This is a genomic window from Amycolatopsis sp. CB00013 (assembly GCF_001905755.1).
GTDB lineage: Bacteria > Actinomycetota > Actinomycetes > Mycobacteriales > Pseudonocardiaceae > Amycolatopsis > Amycolatopsis japonica.
Window position 1 is genome coordinate 637387 of the sequence record NZ_LIWC01000002.1, and the last position, 16651, is coordinate 654037.

Genomic DNA, 16651 nt, shown 5'->3' on the forward strand with positions numbered 1-16651 from the left:
TCAACATCGTCGGCGCGGCGACCGCAACCATTACTTCGCCTCGGCCTGCTCCCGCAGCTTCTTCTCGTGCTCGACGATCTCCGGGGTCGCGTTGTCGAAGTCGTCCAGCTCGGCGATCCGGCGGATCTCGATCTCGCCCTCGCGGAACGGCGCGCGCTTCATCCATTCGATGACCTCGGCCCGGTCCTTGACCTGCAGGATCCAGAAACCCGCGATGAGTTCCTTGCTCTCGGCGAACGGCCCGTCGACGACGCGCGCCTCGGTGGTGCCGGAGTACTGGAGGCGGAAACCCTCGGAGCTGGGCAGCAGGCCTTCACCCGCGAGCATGACGCCGGCCTTCACCAGTTCCTCGTTGAACTTCCCCATCTCCTGCAGCTCCTCGGCGCTCGGCTGGGCGCCGGCCACGTCGGTCTTCTCGTCGCTCTTGACAATCACCATGAACCGCATCGAAGTCTCCGTTCCCGGCGGGGCTCGTCCCTGCCACATCTACGCGTCGATCGGGCACCCCGGGATTCGACACGGTCCCCGAACTTTTTTCCGCCGATATTCGAGCAGCCGGAAAACCGCAGGTCAACCACCCATGCGAGAATCTTCGATCGTGTCCGCACTCCCCGAAACCCTCCGCTCCGCCCTCGACGAAGAGCTGGGCAAGTACCCGCAGAACAGGCTGACGCAGTCCGTCGAGCGGCTCAGCACGCGCTACCGCGAGAACGCCCCCGCGAGCGCGCCCATCCTCTCGTCCGAAGCGGACATCGCGGCGTACGCGGGCTACCGGATGCCGGCCACGTACGCGGCCGTACACGCCGTCCTCGCCGAAGCCGCCCTTCGCGCCCCTGGGTTCGCTCCGCGCACGCAGATCGACATCGGCGGCGGAACCGGCGCCGCGATCTGGGCGGCGGCCGACGTGTGGCCGACGCTGGAGGAGAGCACCGTCGTCGAGCAGGTCCCCGGCGCGATCGCGCTGGGGCGGCGGCTCGCGGAGAACGCCGGGGACAAGGCCGTCCGGGGCGCGACCTGGCGGCGCGGCCTGATCGACCCGGCGGCGCCCGCGCCCGAGGCCGATCTGGTGACCCTCTCCTATGTCCTCGGCGAGCTGCCCGAAGCGCGCCGGGCCGACACCGTCCGCTGGCTCTCGGCGAAGGCCTCGATGCTGGTGCTGATCGAACCCGGCACCCCCGCGGGTTACGAGCGGATCGTCGCGGCGCGGGATCAGCTCGTCGAACTCGGGCTCTCCCTGGTCGCGCCCTGTCCGCACGAGGGCGCGTGCCCGATCCCGCGCGGCAAGGACTGGTGCCATTTCTCCGCGCGCCTCCCGCGCACGGGCCTGCACCGTCAGCTCAAGTCCGGAACGCTCGGCTTCGAGGACGAGAAGTTCTCCTACGTCGTCGCCTCCCGCACGGCGCCGGAACGCGCCGACGCCCGCATCCTGCGGCATCCGGCCAAACGCAAGGGCATGGTCAGCCTGTCCCTGTGCGCCGAGTCCGGTCTCACCGAGAAGATCGTCACCAAACGACACGGCCCGGCCTACCGCGCGGCCCGCGACGCGGAATGGGGCGACGCCTGGCCCGATCACTCCACAGTGGACTGACGGCGCCGCGGAGGATTGCCGATGGCGGTGAGCAGCGCGCCGAGTGCCGGATTGTCGTTGCCGCGCCGCCACATCAGGTCGAGTTCCACCGGACGGCCCTCGACCCCGTCCACCGGACGGAGCACGACACCTTCGAAGCGCAGCGTGCTTGCCGCGGCCGGGACCAGCGCGACGCCGAGTTCCGCCTTCACCAGCGCGAGCACCGTATGCACCTGACAGGGGTATTGCGTGTACTCCGGCGACACCCGGGCGGCGCGGAACACCGCGACGAGCAGATCGTGGAAGTACCGGCCTTCCGACGGCGAATACATGATGAACGGTTCGGCGTCGAAATCGCGGACGTCGGGATTCTTCTTGCGCCGTGCCAAAGGATGCGCCGACGGCAGCGCGGCCAGCAGCGGTTCCCGCCACAGCGGCAGGGTCACGATGTCGGCGCCCGCGACCGGTGGCCGGATCATGCCGAGGTCGATCCCGCCCGCGAGCAGCTCCTCCACCTGCGCCGCCGTCACCATCTCCCGGAGCACGAGATCGACGCCGGGCACCTCGGCGTTCGCCGCGGCGATGACGCGTTCGAGATACGAATACGCCGCCGTGGCGGTGAAACCGAGCGTCACGACGCCGACCTCACCCTTCTTCACGCGGCGGACGTACAACGTCGCCTCGTGCGACGAACGCAGGATCTTCCTTGCCTCGGCGAGGAAAACCCGTCCGGCGGGGGTCAGCCGGACGGTGCGGTGCGTACGATCGAAAAGCTCGGCCCCGAGTTCCCGCTCCAGCAGCTGGATCCGCCTGCTCAACGGCGGCTGCGTCATCGAGAGCCGCTCCGCCGCCCGGCCGTAGTGCAGTTCCTCGGCCACCGCGACGAAACTCACCAGCTGCTCCAGGGAGAACACCCATCCAGTCTAGGAATCGGCCTGGGGCGGACAAGCGCCGAACCGGTATCGCTCAGCGCCGGATTTCCACTGTGCGATCGATGATCCCCGTCGCCACGGCGAGGATCTTGCGGTTGTTGCTCCGCGCGTAGGCGCGTAGTACGCCGAACGCGTCGCTGATCGAAACGCGGAGCCGTTCGGCCAACACGCCTTTCGCCTGTTCGATGATGACCCGGCTGTTCAACGCCGTCTGCAGTTGCGCGGTGATGATCTCCTGCCGCTGCAGCAGGCGGTGATGCACGATGCCGATCGTGGCGATGTCCGCGAGTGCCTGTCCCAGCCGCAATCCCTCGTCGTCGAGCAAGGCGGGACGCGTGCCGAACAGGTTCAGCGCGCCGATCACGTCTTCCCGCAACCGCATCGGCAACGCGTACACGGAACGGAATCCGGCGTTTTCCGCCTCCCGGGCGAACTTCGGCCATCTTCCGCGCGCACGCACCAGATCCACGCATCGCACCGGCTCGCCGTCCTGGTAGCAGTCCAGGCAGGGCCCCTCGGAGTTCTGCAGCTGGAACAATTCGAGCAACCGGGTTTGTTCGTCGGAAGCGGCCACCATGGTGAGCGTGCCGCGCGGGTCGGCGAGCAACAGGCCCGCGGTGCAGACGCCGAGCAGCTCGACACATCTGAACGCGAGCAGATCGAGGAACTCGATGAGGTCGAAGTCGTCGACAAGCGTGTCCGCCAGCTGCACGAAGGTTTCTCGCAAGGCGGTCGCCGAGTCGGTCATCTTTTCCGTTCTCTCCTTAGGCACTCGACCCATCACGAGCCGGGCCGGAACGCGAACCTGCGCGTCACCACGTCCTCGGCCACCTCGCTCAGCTTGCGGCCGTTGGCGAAGGCGTGGGCACGCAAGCGGGCGAGCGCGTCCCTGAGCCCGATGTCGAGCTGGACCGACACCATGCCCGCGGCCTGGTGGACTTGAGCACGATGCTGGGTGAATTCGAGGTCGATCAGTTCGGCGAGGCCGGGCCTTCCGATGTCGGCATCGGCGACGGCGAGGGTGATCGCGGCTTCGGCGCAGACGAGTGCCTCCGCTTGGCCGTGCACCGAAGGGAGCCCGGCGAGTTCGCGATAGCAGTCGACGACGCCCAGTTTGATCACCCCGGCCTGAATGGGCACCGCGATGATCGATTTGACGCCTCTGTCGATCGCCTCGGGAGCGAACATCGGCCACCGGAGCGACGCCTCCGAATCGGTCATATCGGTGACGACGACGAGCGTCCCGCCGTCCATCACCTCCAGCGCCGGTCCTTCTCCCAGGGTGAACTGCAGGTCTTCCAATTCCCTGCTGCGTTCGTCGGTGGCGAAGACCGGCTCGGCGGGACCTCCTTTCGCGGCGAGGGTGAGGCCGACGCCCGCGGCCTCGAGAACCTCTCCGCAGACGATGCACGCGTGTTCCACTGTCACCGCGGATCCGGATTCCGAAGCGAGGTTACGCAACTTCGCCCATACCAGTGCGGTGTGATCGGGCCTTGCAGGCCTCATGTCTGCCTCTCGGCGTTGTCCGGTGCCGGACGGGATCGCCGAGGTCAGGGGCGAACAGTGCGAACCTGCCGTTCGCGCCGCGACCATACTCCCACGTTTCCGCTCTTTGCCGTGCCCACAACGACTTCTTCGGCACTAATGCAGTAGCCCGAAGGGCTGAATGGCGGGTGCGGGTGGCCGTCAATGGTCCGTTCAGCCGGTTCCGGCTCCCCGGACCGCGCCTAGGGTGGGAAACGAGACCGCTTGTCCTGGCCCTCGGCAACGGTGCTCGCCGGCGAGCTCTGGAGGGGCCATGTGCGTTCGCATTCTCGAAACCCGCGCCAAACGGGAGAATCCGTTGGTCCGGCTGTTGATCCGGTTTCAGCTCAAGGCGTCCTGGCGCTGAGCGCAGGCGCGCAGTCTGCTGATCGCGCGATGTTTGGTCACCCGCACCCGTGACGAGGTCGTCCCGAGCGCCGCCGCGGTCTCGTTCGACGTCAGCTCGCCGATCACCCGCATCCCCAGCACCTCGCGGTGCGAGACGGGCAGCATCCGCATCAGCCTGCCGAGGCGGACCCCGAGGTCGGTCCGCAGCGCGCGCTGCTCCGGTTCATCCGCCGGTCCGGCCGGGCGCTCGGGGAGTTCGCCGGTCAGCACCTGCTTGCTCCGCGCCGCCTTCCGGAAGACGTCGGCGACCTTGTTCGCCGCGATGGCGCGCAGGAGGAACAGGAAGGAACCGCCGCGTACGCCGTATCCGGGGACGGCGACCAGGACCGCGAGACAGATCTCCTGGGCGACGTCGGCCGGTTCGAGGTACGTCAGCTCATGGCCGCCGAGGCGGGTCTCGGTGTACTGGCGTGCCCACGTCGCGACGGCGGCCATGAGGTCGTCCATGCCGTGCGGCTCGCCGTCCGCCGCGGCCTTGGCGAGGCCGTCCCAGGAGGCGGCGGAAATCCACGTCTCGCCGCCGCCGGTTCTTCGCATCGGAAATTCGTCGCTCATGTCCCGCTCCCCACGGATGAGAAAACCCGGCCGCCGGGGTCCAGGACGGAACCCGGACAACGGTAGTCGAGGAATCCGGCCACCTCAATCGGCGAAGGCCCGCGACGAATTGTCCGTCCCGGCGCAAAACCGGACAGATTCCCACCAGTGGTCTGGACATGTCGGCATACCGCGACGTAACTTCCCGTGCTGAGACCCCTCGCCAAGGTCACGCCCAGGCCGGGAACGCGCCCCCGGCCGACATCCGCAAGCACCGCCGCGGCGCGTCCACGCTCCGCGGCGGGATTCCGCCGAGGAGTGAACTGTGCGCATCCGCAAGAAAGTCCGGCGCGTTTTGACCGCGTTGGCGGTCGCCCTCCCCCTGGTCACCGGTGTTTCGGCGCTTTCGGCGTCCACCGCGGCCGCCGCCGGCCCCGATCCGCTGCCGCTGACCGTGACGAACAATTCGAACCGCTCCGACGCGGTCCACCTCTACGTGCTCGGCACGAACCTCGACACCGGGAAACTCGGCTACGTCAACGCCGCCGGCGCCTTCACCGCGTGGCCGCCGGGCGCGAACCCGCCGAGCCCCGCGCCGGACGTCTCGATCGCGGGCCCCGGCAACGGCGGCTCGACCACGCTGCGGATCCCGCGCATGCTCTCGGGCCGGGTCTACATGTCGTTCGGGCAGAAGATCAAGTTCTTCCTCACCCCGGACGGCCTGGTCCAGCCCGCGCCGTGGGCCGACGGCGACCCGAACCGCGACATCCTGTTCGACTGGAGCGAATTCACCTACGACAACGGCGGGCTGTTCATCAACAGCTCGCAGGTCGACATGTTCAGCGTGCCGCACGCCGTCGGGCTGACCAACGGGGCGGGCGCGAACAAGGAGGCCGGCCGTTTGAAGCCCGGTGGCCGCGAGAACATCTTCAACGCCGTCCAGGGCCAGTCCGGGTTCTCGAACCTGGTGTACAACCGGCTGCGGGTCCTCGCGCCGGGCAAGGGGCTCGACACCGGCAAGTTCAGTGGCAACTACCTCGACGGCTACGTCACTAGCGCCTGGAACACCTACAAGTCGACACCGCTCGCCGTCGTCCCGTTCGAGGCCGAACCCGGTAAGAAGTTCACCGGACGGACCGGCGGGGACGACGTCCTGCGCTTCACCGACACCTCGGGCGCCGAAGTGGCGTCGTTCAGCAAGCCGAGCACCCGCGACGTCTTCAACTGCGACGGACGGCTGCACGCGCCGAACGACCAGGTCGTCGGCCCGATCGCGCGGACCCTGTGCGCGGCGCTGCACCGCTCGACGCTCGGCTCGCTGCACACTCAGCCGACGTACGACGCGGGCCAGTTCTACAAGCAGTCCGTGACCGACCACTACTCGCGGATCGTGCACGAGCAGATGGTCGACGGGAAGGCGTACGGCTTCGCCTTCGACGACGTCGGGCACTTCGAGTCGCTGGTGCACGACGGGGATCCGCGGACCGCGCGGATCACGTTGACCGCTTTCTAGACGATCAGCGCGCCCCGCTCCCGATCCGCCAAGCCGACATGCCGATCCCGCTCGGCACGAGCGAGAACACCGGCGGCTCGGGAGCGTGGACGCGCGCCAGCTCCTCCGGCGTGTACCGCACGCATTTCCGGTGCCATTCCAGGATTCCCGCCATCCAGTCCTTCAGGTGGTCCGCGTACCCGGTGACCGCCGCGCGGACATCGTCGCCGAGCCCGAGGTCGTCGCACATCCGCGGCAGGTCCTCGTCGGCGAGCTGCTCGAACTGCGTCATCCGCGCGTTGCCCAGCCGGGCGGCGATGTCGCGGGCCTCGTTCCGGTCGACGTCCAGGAACCGCTCGGCGACGTACACGAGGTTGTGCGTCTCGCCCTCGTATTCGATCTCCTTCTGGTACGAGAACAGGTCGTTGGAGAACGCCGCGTAGTCCTGCGCCGCCGTGTCGAGTTCGAACAGCACGCGGTTGCGGAAGAGCTCGGCGGGCACGACGTCGCCGAGTTCGAGGAGCGCGAGGCTCTTGGTCAGATCGGAGCCGAACGTCCGGCGGCGCATCTCCACGTAGTCGACCGGGTCGGGGACGCGGTTCTGCGCCTGATTCCCGACCTCCCAGACCCAGCTCGCGGTCATACTCTCGACCGCCTGCCGGAACCCCGCGCGCGTGCGAGGGGACAGCGGTCCCGCGGTGCGGCCCCACAGGTCCGCGAGGCCGACCTCGATCGGGTTCGACGGCTTCGGCACCGGCTCACCTTCGAGCGGCATGAACAGGGAAAGCCGGTCGCTGCACAGTTTCGCCGCGACCGCGTCCCGTTTCGCCCCGAAGACCAGCGGGAAGTAGTCGTCGCCGAACGTGCCCCAAGTGAGCCAGTCGGTCGACAGTTTCAGCCCGTCGAGGTCCGCGTCCGGGTCGATCATCGCGGCGCAATACGCGAGGTCGAGCCCGCGGAACCGGCGCTCGTCCCAGACCCCGCCGTCGAGCATCCCCATCTCCCGCGCCCAGCCGGGCGCGTATTCACGGGCGGCGGCGAGATGGGGGCTGGTGCGCACGGGATACGGCATGCGGAATTCCGGCAACGGCAGGTGCCCGGTCTTCGCGAACGGCGGCGGCGCCTGCTGGCGTATCCGCCGGCCGAGGCCCAGGCTGTCGGTACCGGAGTCCGCGCCCTCGTTCATGTACCGGCTCGACCGGGTGTGCCATTCGTGACCGCCGGACTGCCAGTCCTGCAGGCCTTTGACGTACAGGCCGACCGCGATCTGCTCGGGCAGCGAGACATCGCGCTCGGCGAGCAACGCGGGCACCTCGACGAGCGCGGTGTTCTCGAACTGCTGCAATCGCGAGGTCAGGAGGTCGTTGGTGAGTTCGGCGGCTTCCTGCGTCGGGCAGTCGAGGAACTTCTCGAAGACGAGGACGGCGTTGGAGTTCTCGCCCTCTTCGCGCACTTCGCGTTGGTAGGAAAAGAGATCGTTGCGAAGGTGGACGGCGTCGGCGAACGTGTCGCGCAGTACCTCCATCGGCCTGGTCGCCGCGATCCCGTCGGGCACCTCGGCGCCGACGGCGAACTCGATGAGGTTCGCCGACCACGGCGCCCCGCCGACACGACGCCGCATCTGGACGTATTCGATGGGGTTCGCGATGCGGCCGCGGTCGATGTTGTCCAGTTCCCAGAGCGATTCGACCATCAGATTGTGCGTGCTGGTGACGAATCGCCGTCGCCAGGCCTCGGACATCGAAGGAATGGTGCGCGCCCAAAGGTTTTCAAGCCCGGCTTCGGCGGGATTCGCCGGTTCCGGTGATGTTTCCCCCGGCCCGGTCATGAACAGTTCCAAGCGGTCCAAATAGGCCTTGGCGCCCTCGGTGTCCCGGGTGTACTTGAATTGCGCGAGGAAATCGTCGTCGAAGAAGAACACCCACACGTACCAGTCCGTGACCAGATCGAGGGACGGCCCGTCACAGTCCGGATGGGTGTGCGCGCAGAGCAGCGCGTAATCCATTTTCGCCAGCGCCTGCTCGGTCCAGACGACGTCACCGGACGGCGACGGCGAATCGAGCATCCCCATTTCCCCGGCCCAGGCCATACTGTGCGCCCGCGCCGCTTCGAGGTGCGGATTCATCCTGGCCGGATGGGGCAGGTAGAACTCGGGCAAGGTGAAAGCCTGCATCTGCGACTGCCTCCCGGGCCGGGGTCGGATCCGTTCCGACGTTTCCAGCCCGCCGCCGCGCTGGGCAACCGTCCAGCCGAGCGATTCGGTGTGCCATGGAGTGAATCAGTCCCAGAGTGACTCCGGATCGACATACGGCACGAGCAATCCGGTCAATATCTCGTCGCCGTTCCCGTTCAATGCGTCCTCCGCGATCCGGCGGGCGACGCCGACGAGGAAATCGGCGACCTGCACCCGCGGATCGGTCCGGGAATCCACGAACTTCACCCCGGCCAATCCCGGACTCGACTCGATCCGGGCGAGCCGGTCCCCTTTGAGCGACGGTTGTTCGTCATGGACGAGGAAGACCGGCTCCCCTCCCGCGCTCCAGTACTCGATGGCGCGGAGGATCGCGGGCACCAGCGGATCGAGGCTCTTGGCGTCGCGCGTCCGGCCGACCTTCGCCCGCAATTCCGCGGTGTCCCCGGCCATCGCGAAGAACGACCCCGCCGCCGGATCCCGGCGGTTCCTGGTCCGCAGCACGTCGTTGAACGCGGCGAGGAGCTCGTCGTCCGGCCGGATTTCGGGCCCGGCGAGCGCCCGGAGTTCGTTCGCCAGCAGCCGTTTCTTGTCCACGAGGTACACCTGCGCACGCCCGTGGACCGGGCCGCGCGGACCGAGGAACCATTCGAGCACCCGCCGGTGCTTCGTGCGGAGGAGGTGGTTCGCCTTGTACTCGAGCGCCGGCGAGCGGATCCTTCGCCGCAGCTCGACCAGGCAAGCCGCGGTCTCTTCGAGGCTCAGCCGGACCCCCGCGTGCGCGAACACGCCGGTCCGGCCGCCGATCAGTTTCTCGCCCTCGGACCCGGACTCGTCGCAGGCGATCTCCAGGGGCACGCTGCGCATCGTGCCCGATCGCGAGGGCCGGGTCGACCGGGTTACGCGGGTTCGGGCAGCGGCTCGCCGGTCTCCAGCAGCGATTTGAGGCTCGACAGGATCGACGGCCAGCCGCCCTTGACCATCTCCAGCGCGGTGCTGCCCTGGTCGAAACCGTCGTGCACCACGGTCAGCTTCACCATGTCGCCGACGGGTTCGAGGTCGAACGTCACCTTCGACCGCGACTCGGCCTGGAGCTTCGCCGACACGTCGTCGTCGAGCCCGACCGACTTGGCGAACTCCGGCGTGAAGGTGTGCCAGGTGTAGGACAGCCGCCGATACGGGTCGGACTCGAGGACGACCTGTTCGGGATCCTCCAGCTTCACGCCGAGTTGCTCCCAGGCCATCGTCGACCCGGCCTTCCAGTCCGAGGTGAACTCGCAACCCCAGTACCGCTTGGTGAAGACCGGATCGGTGAGCGCCTGCCAAAGCCGCTCCGGCGTCGTCCTGATGTAGCTGGTGTACACGAATTCGTCGGTGCTCATGGGTTCCTGCTCCAATGCCTTCTTGAGGTCGGCGAGCGCGTCGACCCGGCCCTGGTGGTACCGGTCGATCCAGCGCTCGGCGATCGCGTTGATCGGCTCCGCGTTCACGTAGTGCAACTTCTCGCGGCCACGCCACACCGTGGTCACCAGATTCGCCGCTTCCAGCACGGCCAAATGCTTGCTGACCGACTGCCGCGCCATGTCCAGCCCCGCGCACAGCTCGCGCAGGGTCTGCCCGTTGCGGGCGTTCAGGTCGTCGAGCAACCGCCGCCTGCTCGGGTCGGCCAGCGCCTTGAAGACCTCGTCCATGCCGCTCTCCCTGATATGCAGCCTCGCGGCTGCCTTTGCAGATTAGGCAGCCGCACGGCTGCATGTCAAGCCGGCTGCTCAGGGTTCTCACCGAGCACGCGCGGACCCGGGACCAGGCTCAGCCAGTCGGTTTCCACACGAAGAAGACGCGAATACCACGGTTTCCCTCGCGACATCCCCTATTCATGAAACAGCCTCGGTATCGGACCGCCATCTCCCCTTAAGGGCGCCTTTCCGAGGTCTCGGGATATGCCCGGATGCTCGGCAGAATCGGTTCCGACACGCTTCATTTCCATGAAAGCCGATTCGCGGACGAAACACGCCAGACGGTTGTTGCTGTGCCTCCATGTGCTGGCCTCGGTCGCCTGGTGCACGATGCAGCTGGCGCAGCTGGCCCTGTTGCTGCGCGGCTGGTCGTCCGACGGCCCCGCCCGCCTGGCGACCTTCGAACTCGCCGAGTTCCTCGAGAACACGGTCCTCGATCCGGCGGCCATCGTTTCCGCCTACACCGGGATGATGCTCTCTGCGCTGACGTCATGGGGTTTCTTCAAACATCGCTGGGTGATGGTCAAGTTCGTCATCACGGTCGCCTTGCTGGTCATCGCGAGCACGGTGGTGAGCAGGCTGCTGCCGTCGGTCGTCGAGGCGTTGCGAGCCGGAGCGGAAGAGCCGCGGATCCCGATCCTCGTCGGAACGTGCGGGATGGCGTGCGCCACCGCTTTCCTGCTCTGGGTCTCGGTCGTCAAACCCTGGGGGAAGACCGCCCGCCACGCGGCGGAATTGAAGGCCAAGAAAGCACGGGGCCGCAAAGAACCGGAACCGTCGCTGCCGGTCTACGTGGCGGTCTTGCTCATTCCCGCAATCGAGTTCGGCTTCGCACTCGACTACCCGATCCTCACTTTCGGAACGGTGATCGGCTACAGCATCTTCAAATCCGTTTCACGCCGCTCGCACAAGGCCGAACCGGCCGCGACCGCCTGAGCTAACCGCCGGAGTGGGTGATCAACGCCGGCGTCTCCGTCACCTGAACAGGGTCACCAGGCCGCAGCGGCGTGACCGTCCCATCGAGCCCGGTACGCGACTCGGCGCCCGGACCCGCCGTCGTGAACGCGCTCCCCGAGTGCGTCCAGCGGATCGTCAGCAAGCGATCGGCACCGTCGACGAACTCGCACTGCCAGACGTTCGCGGGCAGCCCGGCCGGAAGTCCCTGCGCGCACCCGCGCAGCCGAGTGCCCGCCAGCCAGCGTTGGAGCGTCTCGACCGCGAGGGCCGCGCGGGTCGGCGGAGTCCCCTCGACCTGCAGCACCAGCGGCAGGCGGCTCGAACCCCAGTTGTAGAAGTACATCCGGCGCATGCCGAACTCCCTGCCGTACAGCCCGGCGAGGTAGAACCGCACGGCATGATCCACGGAACGCTTGGGAGACAGACGTTCCTGGAGCGGGATGTCGTAAGTGGTGCCCGTGTTCCATAGCGGCGGATGGACGCCGGCCGCGTGCATCGTGTCGTCGATCTCCCGTAGGAGGTTGACGAGCGTCTCCGGCGGATCGGCCGGATGTCGTTGGTGCAGCTTGACTCCCGCGACGTCGCAGTGGTCGTAACCGCCGAGTTCCGCGAACCGCTTCAGCGTTTCCCGCCCGGCCGGCTGCCAGAGCTGTCCCATCGAGGGACACACCAGCGTGGCGTCCGGGTCGAAGGAGCGCACGATCCTCGCGGCCCGGCCCGTCATCTGCACGAGTGTCTCCACCGAACCCGAGTAATACTTGGGATTCGACGCCTGAACCCACAGCTCGTAGGCATCGAGCCTGCCCCGATAGCGGGAAACGAGGGCTTCGACGAAGCGGTCCCAGTCCGCGAGGTTCTCCGGCGAACCGGTCCGCGACCCGTCGGTGTACGCGCCCTTCGGCGAGTTCGGCGCCGCCCAACCCGGTGTCCCGCCGAGGACGAACAGGGAGGGCAGGCCTGCCTTTTCCGCGCCGTCGACCAACCGGTCGAGTGTGGCCCAGTCGAAGCGGTCGCGGGCAGGCTGCAGGTTCGCCCAGCGGGTGTGGCTGTCCCAGAACCGCACCCCGCCGACCCGGAACGCGGGCATGGTCCCGGTGTCGCTGTTCATCGTCACGCCGAACAGCTCCGGGGAAACCTCAACGGGCTCCCTCACCCACGGAGCCGCGGAGAGCGCTTCGACGCTCGCGTCGGCACCCGTGCCCGAAGGCGCGCTCGCGGTCACGACGAGCACCATCAGCACGACGAGCACGGCGGCGATCGGCCGGCCCCGTCGCCGGGGCTGCGGCTCCGACACCGCGATCGGCACGGGAGCGGGCTCCGGCTCCGGTGCGTCGTCCCCGCGACGACGCCACCGACGCACCAGTTCGTTCAGCTCGTCGTCGGTCGCACCGCACTCCTTGGCGATGGCGGCCACCAGCTGGTAGTCGGGCGGCTCGCTCCGGCCGGTGCAGTAGCGGTGCAGGGTCGAGCTGCTGACGTAGGTCCGTCTGGCGAGCTCGGCGTAGCTGAGACCGCTGCGCTGCTTCAACGCCGACAGCAATCCCGCCAGATCGTCCCGCTGCTCCGCCATCCGGCCCCCTCCCCGAAAGCTTGTCACGGCGCATCCCATCACAACGGCGAAACCGCTGTACAAGGCCCATATCGCCGTCCCGGGACGCCGCGGGCCTTCCCACCGGCGAGCGCGATCCGTCAGGGTTTCGGCGTAGCGACCACAGAGTTCGACAAGGGGAGAAAATGAACAAGAGACGTGCCGTCCTCGCCGCCGCGGCCGCGCCGATCCTGGCGATGACCGCCGCCGCGACACCCGCGCAGGCCGACGCGCCCATCACCATCCAGGGCAACTGCACCTACCCGGGCCTCGGGCAGGAACTGTGCGGCCGGGTGATCAACCACAAGGACTCCGAGAAGTGGCTGGTCGTCGCCGACGGCTGGAACTGCGGCGGCAGCGGAACGGCCTGCGGCGACAAGGTGCGGCTGTACCCCGGCGACCTGTCCACCGACAGCTACAAGGACGCCGACGGCGTCTACATCCCGAACGGCTGCACCGGCCACCTCGGTCTTCGCGAGCTCAAGGGCGGGAAGTGGACGAAGATCTCCGACAGCATCGGCTACTACAAGGTCAAGGTGAAGTGCTGACGCCGGTTCCCTGATCGAGGCGTTCGCGGGCGTGGGGGCTCGCGAACGCCTTGTCACGTTTCCCGCGGCTCCCTCGTCGAGGTGGTGACACGTCCACTCGAAGGAGTTCACATGCCGACCCCGTTGCGCGTCGCGATCGCCGTGCAGACCCTGGCCGTCTTCCTCACCCCGATCTCCGCCGGTCTCCTGCTGACCGTGCCGAGTGGCCACACCCTGCACAGCGCCACGGCCTACACGCTGTTCAGCGTCTCGATGCTGCACGTGCTCGTCGCGGTCCTCGTGTGGCGGCCGGGCGGCGGCTCCGCCAAACCGATCCTGCCCGCGGCCGTGTTCCTCGGTCTCACGCTGGTGCAGGTGTTCCTCGGGATTGCGCACGTGACGGCGGTCCACGTCCCGCTCGGCGTCCTGCTGTTCGGCTTCAGCCTCGTGCAGCTGAGCCGGATCCGGCCCCTGCCACGGGAAGCGGCGGCGCCTTGATGACCGCGGTGAAAGTCTGCCGATCCATGCGTCCCTCCACCCGAGATACTTGAACGCGCAACCAAATGCGAGTACTAGTGGCACCAAGGCCGATACGGTCCGTCCATACCTCAGGGGAGTATCGATGCGTCTTGGGTTCAGCCTTCCGGTGTTCGGCAAGGCGGCGGCCACACCAGGTGGGATCGCGCGGTACGCGCGTACGGCGGAGCAGGCCGGGGCGGCCAGTCTCTGGGTCGGCGACCGGTTGCTGTCGCCGGTGAACCCGGAGGTGGCCTACCCGGGCTACGACACCATGCCCGAGGAGTTTTGGACCGCCCAAGATCCGTTCACCGCACTGGCCGTCGCGGCCGCCGTGACCGAAACCGCGATCCTCGGGTCCAGCACCATCAACGCGACGCAGTACCAGCCCGCCAACTTCGCCCGGCTGCTGACCAGCATCGACGTGGCCAGCAACGGCCGGCTGCTCCCCGGCCTGGGCATCGGCTGGTCACCCGACGAATACGCGGCCGTCGGCGTTCCGATGGCGGAACGCGGCAAGCGGCTGGACGATCTACTCGATCTTCTCGACACCTGGTGGACCAAGGACACCGTGTCACACAACGGCATCGGCTACACGATTCCGGAGACCCACGTCCACCTGAAACCGGTACGCAAGCCGCCCGTACACCTGGCCGGGTTCGGCGAGAGGGCACTGCGCCGGGTCGCCGAGCGGGCGGATGGCTGGCTGCCGGTCTGGACGGTGCCCGAAACCATCCCCGCCGACATGCTCACCTCCACCCTGGCCAAGATCCGGGCCGACGCCGAACAAGCCGGTCGCGACCCGCGGACACTGGGCGTGGCGCTGCGAGTGAATGCCGCCCCGGACACGAAGCCGGAACTCATCGCCGAGTCGGTGACGAAGATCGTCGCGACACTTGCGCCGGACCACACCTTCGTCGACCTCACCTACCTGACCAGCAGCGTGGAAGAACACATCGACCTCACCGGCCGCCTGCTGGAACTGACCGCCATGGGCTGATTCCCGACGCGGCGCGGACGGGAGCAGCACCCGCTGCCAGGTGACGACGGAGATCGACCTCGACAGACGTGTCAGCCCCACAAAATGTTCACACATCGTCGTCCTACGTGCTGCAACGCACGGACGGGGGGTGGCGCCCAGTCACAGACGGGATATCCGCACTCATGCTCCGCACAAACGAGATCCAGCGGTACGTTGCGCGCCTGAGCCCGCCGGCCCCCAGGCTGAGCACTGACATGTACGAGGCCATGCATACGAATGAGGAGATTCGCGACGAGCTGGCCAGCCGCATGGTGCTCGCCGCGCTCCCGACGTTCTTGACCACTGCATTCGAGAAGAACGCTGGCGACCTGATCAGTCATCACTGATCACGTACGTCTTCACCGCATGGGTCAGAGGCTGGTTACGACTCCGGTATGACCAAGACACCCTGCCGAGTTCCGAAGCTCATCAACACCCAGAACTCGACAGATCGCCACGACTCTCGCCATCAGCGTCAGCGCTGTCCAGAACCGCCTCTACCGCTTCCGGCGGTCCGTGGTCGCCCCAGCCCTGCGACGATCCGGAACGCCGTCCGGCGCGACGTCATCGGTCGCGATCGACCGACTGGGCCGACTCGCATGCACTCCTCGCTCGGCCCGCCGCGGCGGCCACTGGAAGGAACATAAATGGCTACGCTGTAGCTGATATTGTCGGGCCCGGTCAATCCTGGACGCACTTTGACGCGTGTCACCATCGTCGAACAGCCGCGACGCGACCTCGACCGGCCGACGCGCCCAGGTCGCCTTCGCGATGCAACTGAACCCGGACCGGTTCCCCGTTACGGTCGCCGTCGCCGACGCACTCCCGGCGCCACCGGAGGACGCGTTCGAATTCGGGTTGCGACTGATCATCACCGGCCCCGGCGAACTCCGTCACCCCGCTGGCGCCGACGACGTCACCGGGCGGCAGCGTGCAGCTGACGCAGCCCGTTGACGATCAACTCCAGACCGAATGCGAACTCGTCCTCCAGCGGCACCGGCAGGGAGTCCGCAACCCTGCGCGTGGCCGGGAAGTCGACGGACGACAGGTCGTGGAACCGCGCCGACACCCGCTCCTGCTCGGCGCCGTTCCCAGAACCGACGAGCTGGATGGCGAAACCGAGGACGTAGCGCGCGAGCGTGGCGTAGGCGCGCGCCGCGAGGCTCGGCGGCAACCCGCCGTCGAGCAGGACGGCCAGGCAGCGTTCCCGCAGCACCATCGCGTTCGGTCCGGTCGGGGTCTGCTCGATCAGCAGGGGCGCGATCTGCCGGTGCCGGCCCAGCGTGTCGAACATCGCCTGAGCGACGGCATGGCAGGCCTGGTCCCAGCGCAGCTCCGCCAGCGTCCGGGAGTCGAGTTCGATCTCGCCGAACACGCGGTCGATGACGTGGTTGATCAACGTCGCCCGGTTGCCGAAGTGGCGATAGAGCGTGGCCGTGCCGGATTCGAGTCGTTGAGCAAGGCTGCGCATCGACAGCGCCTCGGCGCCTTCCTCGTCGACGAGCTGCAACGCCGCGGCGAGGATCCGGTCCAGCGGGACAGCAGGACGGCCCCGCGATCGTCGTGCGAACGCGGCGGCTTCGGTTGACAGGGAGGGTTTCGACACACCCAGAAGTATGACCACAGGTTGACACCCACCGCAATAACGGCAACACTGT

At 67.8% G+C, this 16651-nt stretch carries 18 protein-coding genes; 8 read left to right on the top strand and 10 right to left on the bottom strand.

Features of this window, described 5'->3' with window-relative positions:
• Window positions 1-30 precede the first annotated feature (30 nt).
• Window positions 31-447, bottom strand: coding sequence for a YciI family protein (locus AMK34_RS13010; protein ID WP_038520666.1), 417 nt, complete (start codon window positions 445-447; stop codon window positions 31-33).
• 133 nt (window positions 448-580) lie between these two features.
• Between AMK34_RS13010 and AMK34_RS13015 the strand changes: the two genes are divergently transcribed.
• Window positions 581-1588, top strand: a complete 1008-nt coding sequence (locus AMK34_RS13015) for a small ribosomal subunit Rsm22 family protein (RefSeq protein WP_073845437.1) — start codon at window positions 581-583, stop codon at window positions 1586-1588.
• On the opposite strand, the gene AMK34_RS13020 is transcribed toward AMK34_RS13015, so the two are convergent.
• The 4 genes from AMK34_RS13020 to AMK34_RS13035 form a co-directional block, all read right to left on the bottom strand.
• Window positions 1570-2481: a LysR substrate-binding domain-containing protein gene (locus tag AMK34_RS13020; RefSeq protein ID WP_073845439.1), complete on the bottom strand. Its 912-nt coding sequence runs from the start codon at window positions 2479-2481 to the stop codon at window positions 1570-1572. The two genes, AMK34_RS13015 and AMK34_RS13020, sit on opposite strands and share 19 nt — an antisense overlap.
• A gap of 52 nt (window positions 2482-2533) precedes the next feature.
• Window positions 2534-3247 carry a GAF and ANTAR domain-containing protein gene (locus AMK34_RS13025; protein ID WP_073845441.1) on the bottom strand — a complete coding sequence of 238 codons (714 nt, stop codon included), beginning with the start codon at window positions 3245-3247 and terminating at the stop codon, window positions 2534-2536.
• A 32-nt stretch (window positions 3248-3279) separates the two neighbouring features.
• Window positions 3280-3927 carry an ANTAR domain-containing protein gene (locus AMK34_RS13030; RefSeq protein ID WP_241832758.1) on the bottom strand — a complete coding sequence of 216 codons (648 nt, stop codon included), beginning with the start codon at window positions 3925-3927 and terminating at the stop codon, window positions 3280-3282.
• 438 nt (window positions 3928-4365) lie between these two features.
• Window positions 4366-4986: a sigma-70 family RNA polymerase sigma factor gene (locus tag AMK34_RS13035; RefSeq protein ID WP_073845445.1), complete on the bottom strand. Its 621-nt coding sequence runs from the start codon at window positions 4984-4986 to the stop codon at window positions 4366-4368.
• A gap of 304 nt (window positions 4987-5290) precedes the next feature.
• Here AMK34_RS13035 and AMK34_RS13040 point away from each other — a divergent pair, with 304 nt between their 5' ends.
• Entirely contained in the window at window positions 5291-6478 is a 1188-nt protein-coding gene (locus tag AMK34_RS13040) for a beta-1,3-glucanase family protein (RefSeq protein ID WP_073845447.1), read from the top strand.
• A 4-nt stretch (window positions 6479-6482) separates the two neighbouring features.
• Here the strand turns inward: AMK34_RS13040 and AMK34_RS13045 are convergent, their stop codons facing one another.
• The 3 genes from AMK34_RS13045 to AMK34_RS13055 all read right to left on the bottom strand — a co-directional run bounded on the left by AMK34_RS13045 (window position 6483) and on the right by AMK34_RS13055 (window position 10339).
• The gene (locus tag AMK34_RS13045) at window positions 6483-8630 is read right to left on the bottom strand and encodes a terpene synthase family protein (RefSeq protein ID WP_073845449.1); all 2148 of its coding nucleotides are present in this window, start codon (window positions 8628-8630) and stop codon (window positions 6483-6485) included.
• 105 nt (window positions 8631-8735) lie between these two features.
• A complete protein-coding gene (locus AMK34_RS13050; RefSeq protein WP_073845451.1) occupies window positions 8736-9515 on the bottom strand; it encodes a DUF3800 domain-containing protein in 780 nt (259 codons plus the stop codon).
• A 32-nt stretch (window positions 9516-9547) separates the two neighbouring features.
• Window positions 9548-10339 (bottom strand): ArsR/SmtB family transcription factor, encoded by a 792-nt coding sequence (locus AMK34_RS13055; RefSeq protein WP_038520693.1) that lies wholly within the window; start codon window positions 10337-10339, stop codon window positions 9548-9550.
• A gap of 294 nt (window positions 10340-10633) precedes the next feature.
• Here AMK34_RS13055 and AMK34_RS13060 point away from each other — a divergent pair, with 294 nt between their 5' ends.
• Entirely contained in the window at window positions 10634-11320 is a 687-nt protein-coding gene (locus tag AMK34_RS13060; RefSeq protein WP_143202440.1) for a hypothetical protein, read from the top strand.
• A gap of 1 nt (window position 11321) precedes the next feature.
• Here AMK34_RS13060 and AMK34_RS13065 read toward each other — a convergent pair whose 3' ends face one another.
• Entirely contained in the window at window positions 11322-12911 is a 1590-nt protein-coding gene (locus AMK34_RS13065) for a helix-turn-helix domain-containing protein (RefSeq protein ID WP_073845455.1), read from the bottom strand.
• A 164-nt stretch (window positions 12912-13075) separates the two neighbouring features.
• Here AMK34_RS13065 and AMK34_RS13070 point away from each other — a divergent pair, with 164 nt between their 5' ends.
• From AMK34_RS13070 to AMK34_RS13090, 5 genes are all read left to right on the top strand, one after another.
• Window positions 13076-13477: a hypothetical protein gene (locus tag AMK34_RS13070; RefSeq protein WP_073845457.1), complete on the top strand. Its 402-nt coding sequence runs from the start codon at window positions 13076-13078 to the stop codon at window positions 13475-13477.
• A 111-nt stretch (window positions 13478-13588) separates the two neighbouring features.
• A complete protein-coding gene (locus AMK34_RS13075) occupies window positions 13589-13954 on the top strand; it encodes a hypothetical protein (RefSeq protein WP_073845459.1) in 366 nt (121 codons plus the stop codon).
• Window positions 13955-14078: 124 nt separating this feature from the next.
• Complete coding sequence (locus AMK34_RS13080; protein ID WP_073845461.1) at window positions 14079-14972, top strand: TIGR03619 family F420-dependent LLM class oxidoreductase; 894 nt, start codon at window positions 14079-14081, stop codon at window positions 14970-14972.
• 236 nt (window positions 14973-15208) lie between these two features.
• Complete coding sequence (locus tag AMK34_RS43735) at window positions 15209-15340, top strand: hypothetical protein (protein ID WP_274534430.1); 132 nt, start codon at window positions 15209-15211, stop codon at window positions 15338-15340.
• Between the two features lie 358 nt (window positions 15341-15698).
• The gene (locus AMK34_RS13090) at window positions 15699-15947 is read left to right on the top strand and encodes a hypothetical protein (RefSeq protein WP_073845465.1); all 249 of its coding nucleotides are present in this window, start codon (window positions 15699-15701) and stop codon (window positions 15945-15947) included.
• Here AMK34_RS13090 and AMK34_RS13095 read toward each other — a convergent pair.
• Window positions 15910-16599 carry a TetR/AcrR family transcriptional regulator gene (locus tag AMK34_RS13095; RefSeq protein WP_198941674.1) on the bottom strand — a complete coding sequence of 230 codons (690 nt, stop codon included), beginning with the start codon at window positions 16597-16599 and terminating at the stop codon, window positions 15910-15912. The genes AMK34_RS13090 and AMK34_RS13095 overlap by 38 nt on opposite strands.
• Window positions 16600-16651: the final 52 nt, after the last annotated feature.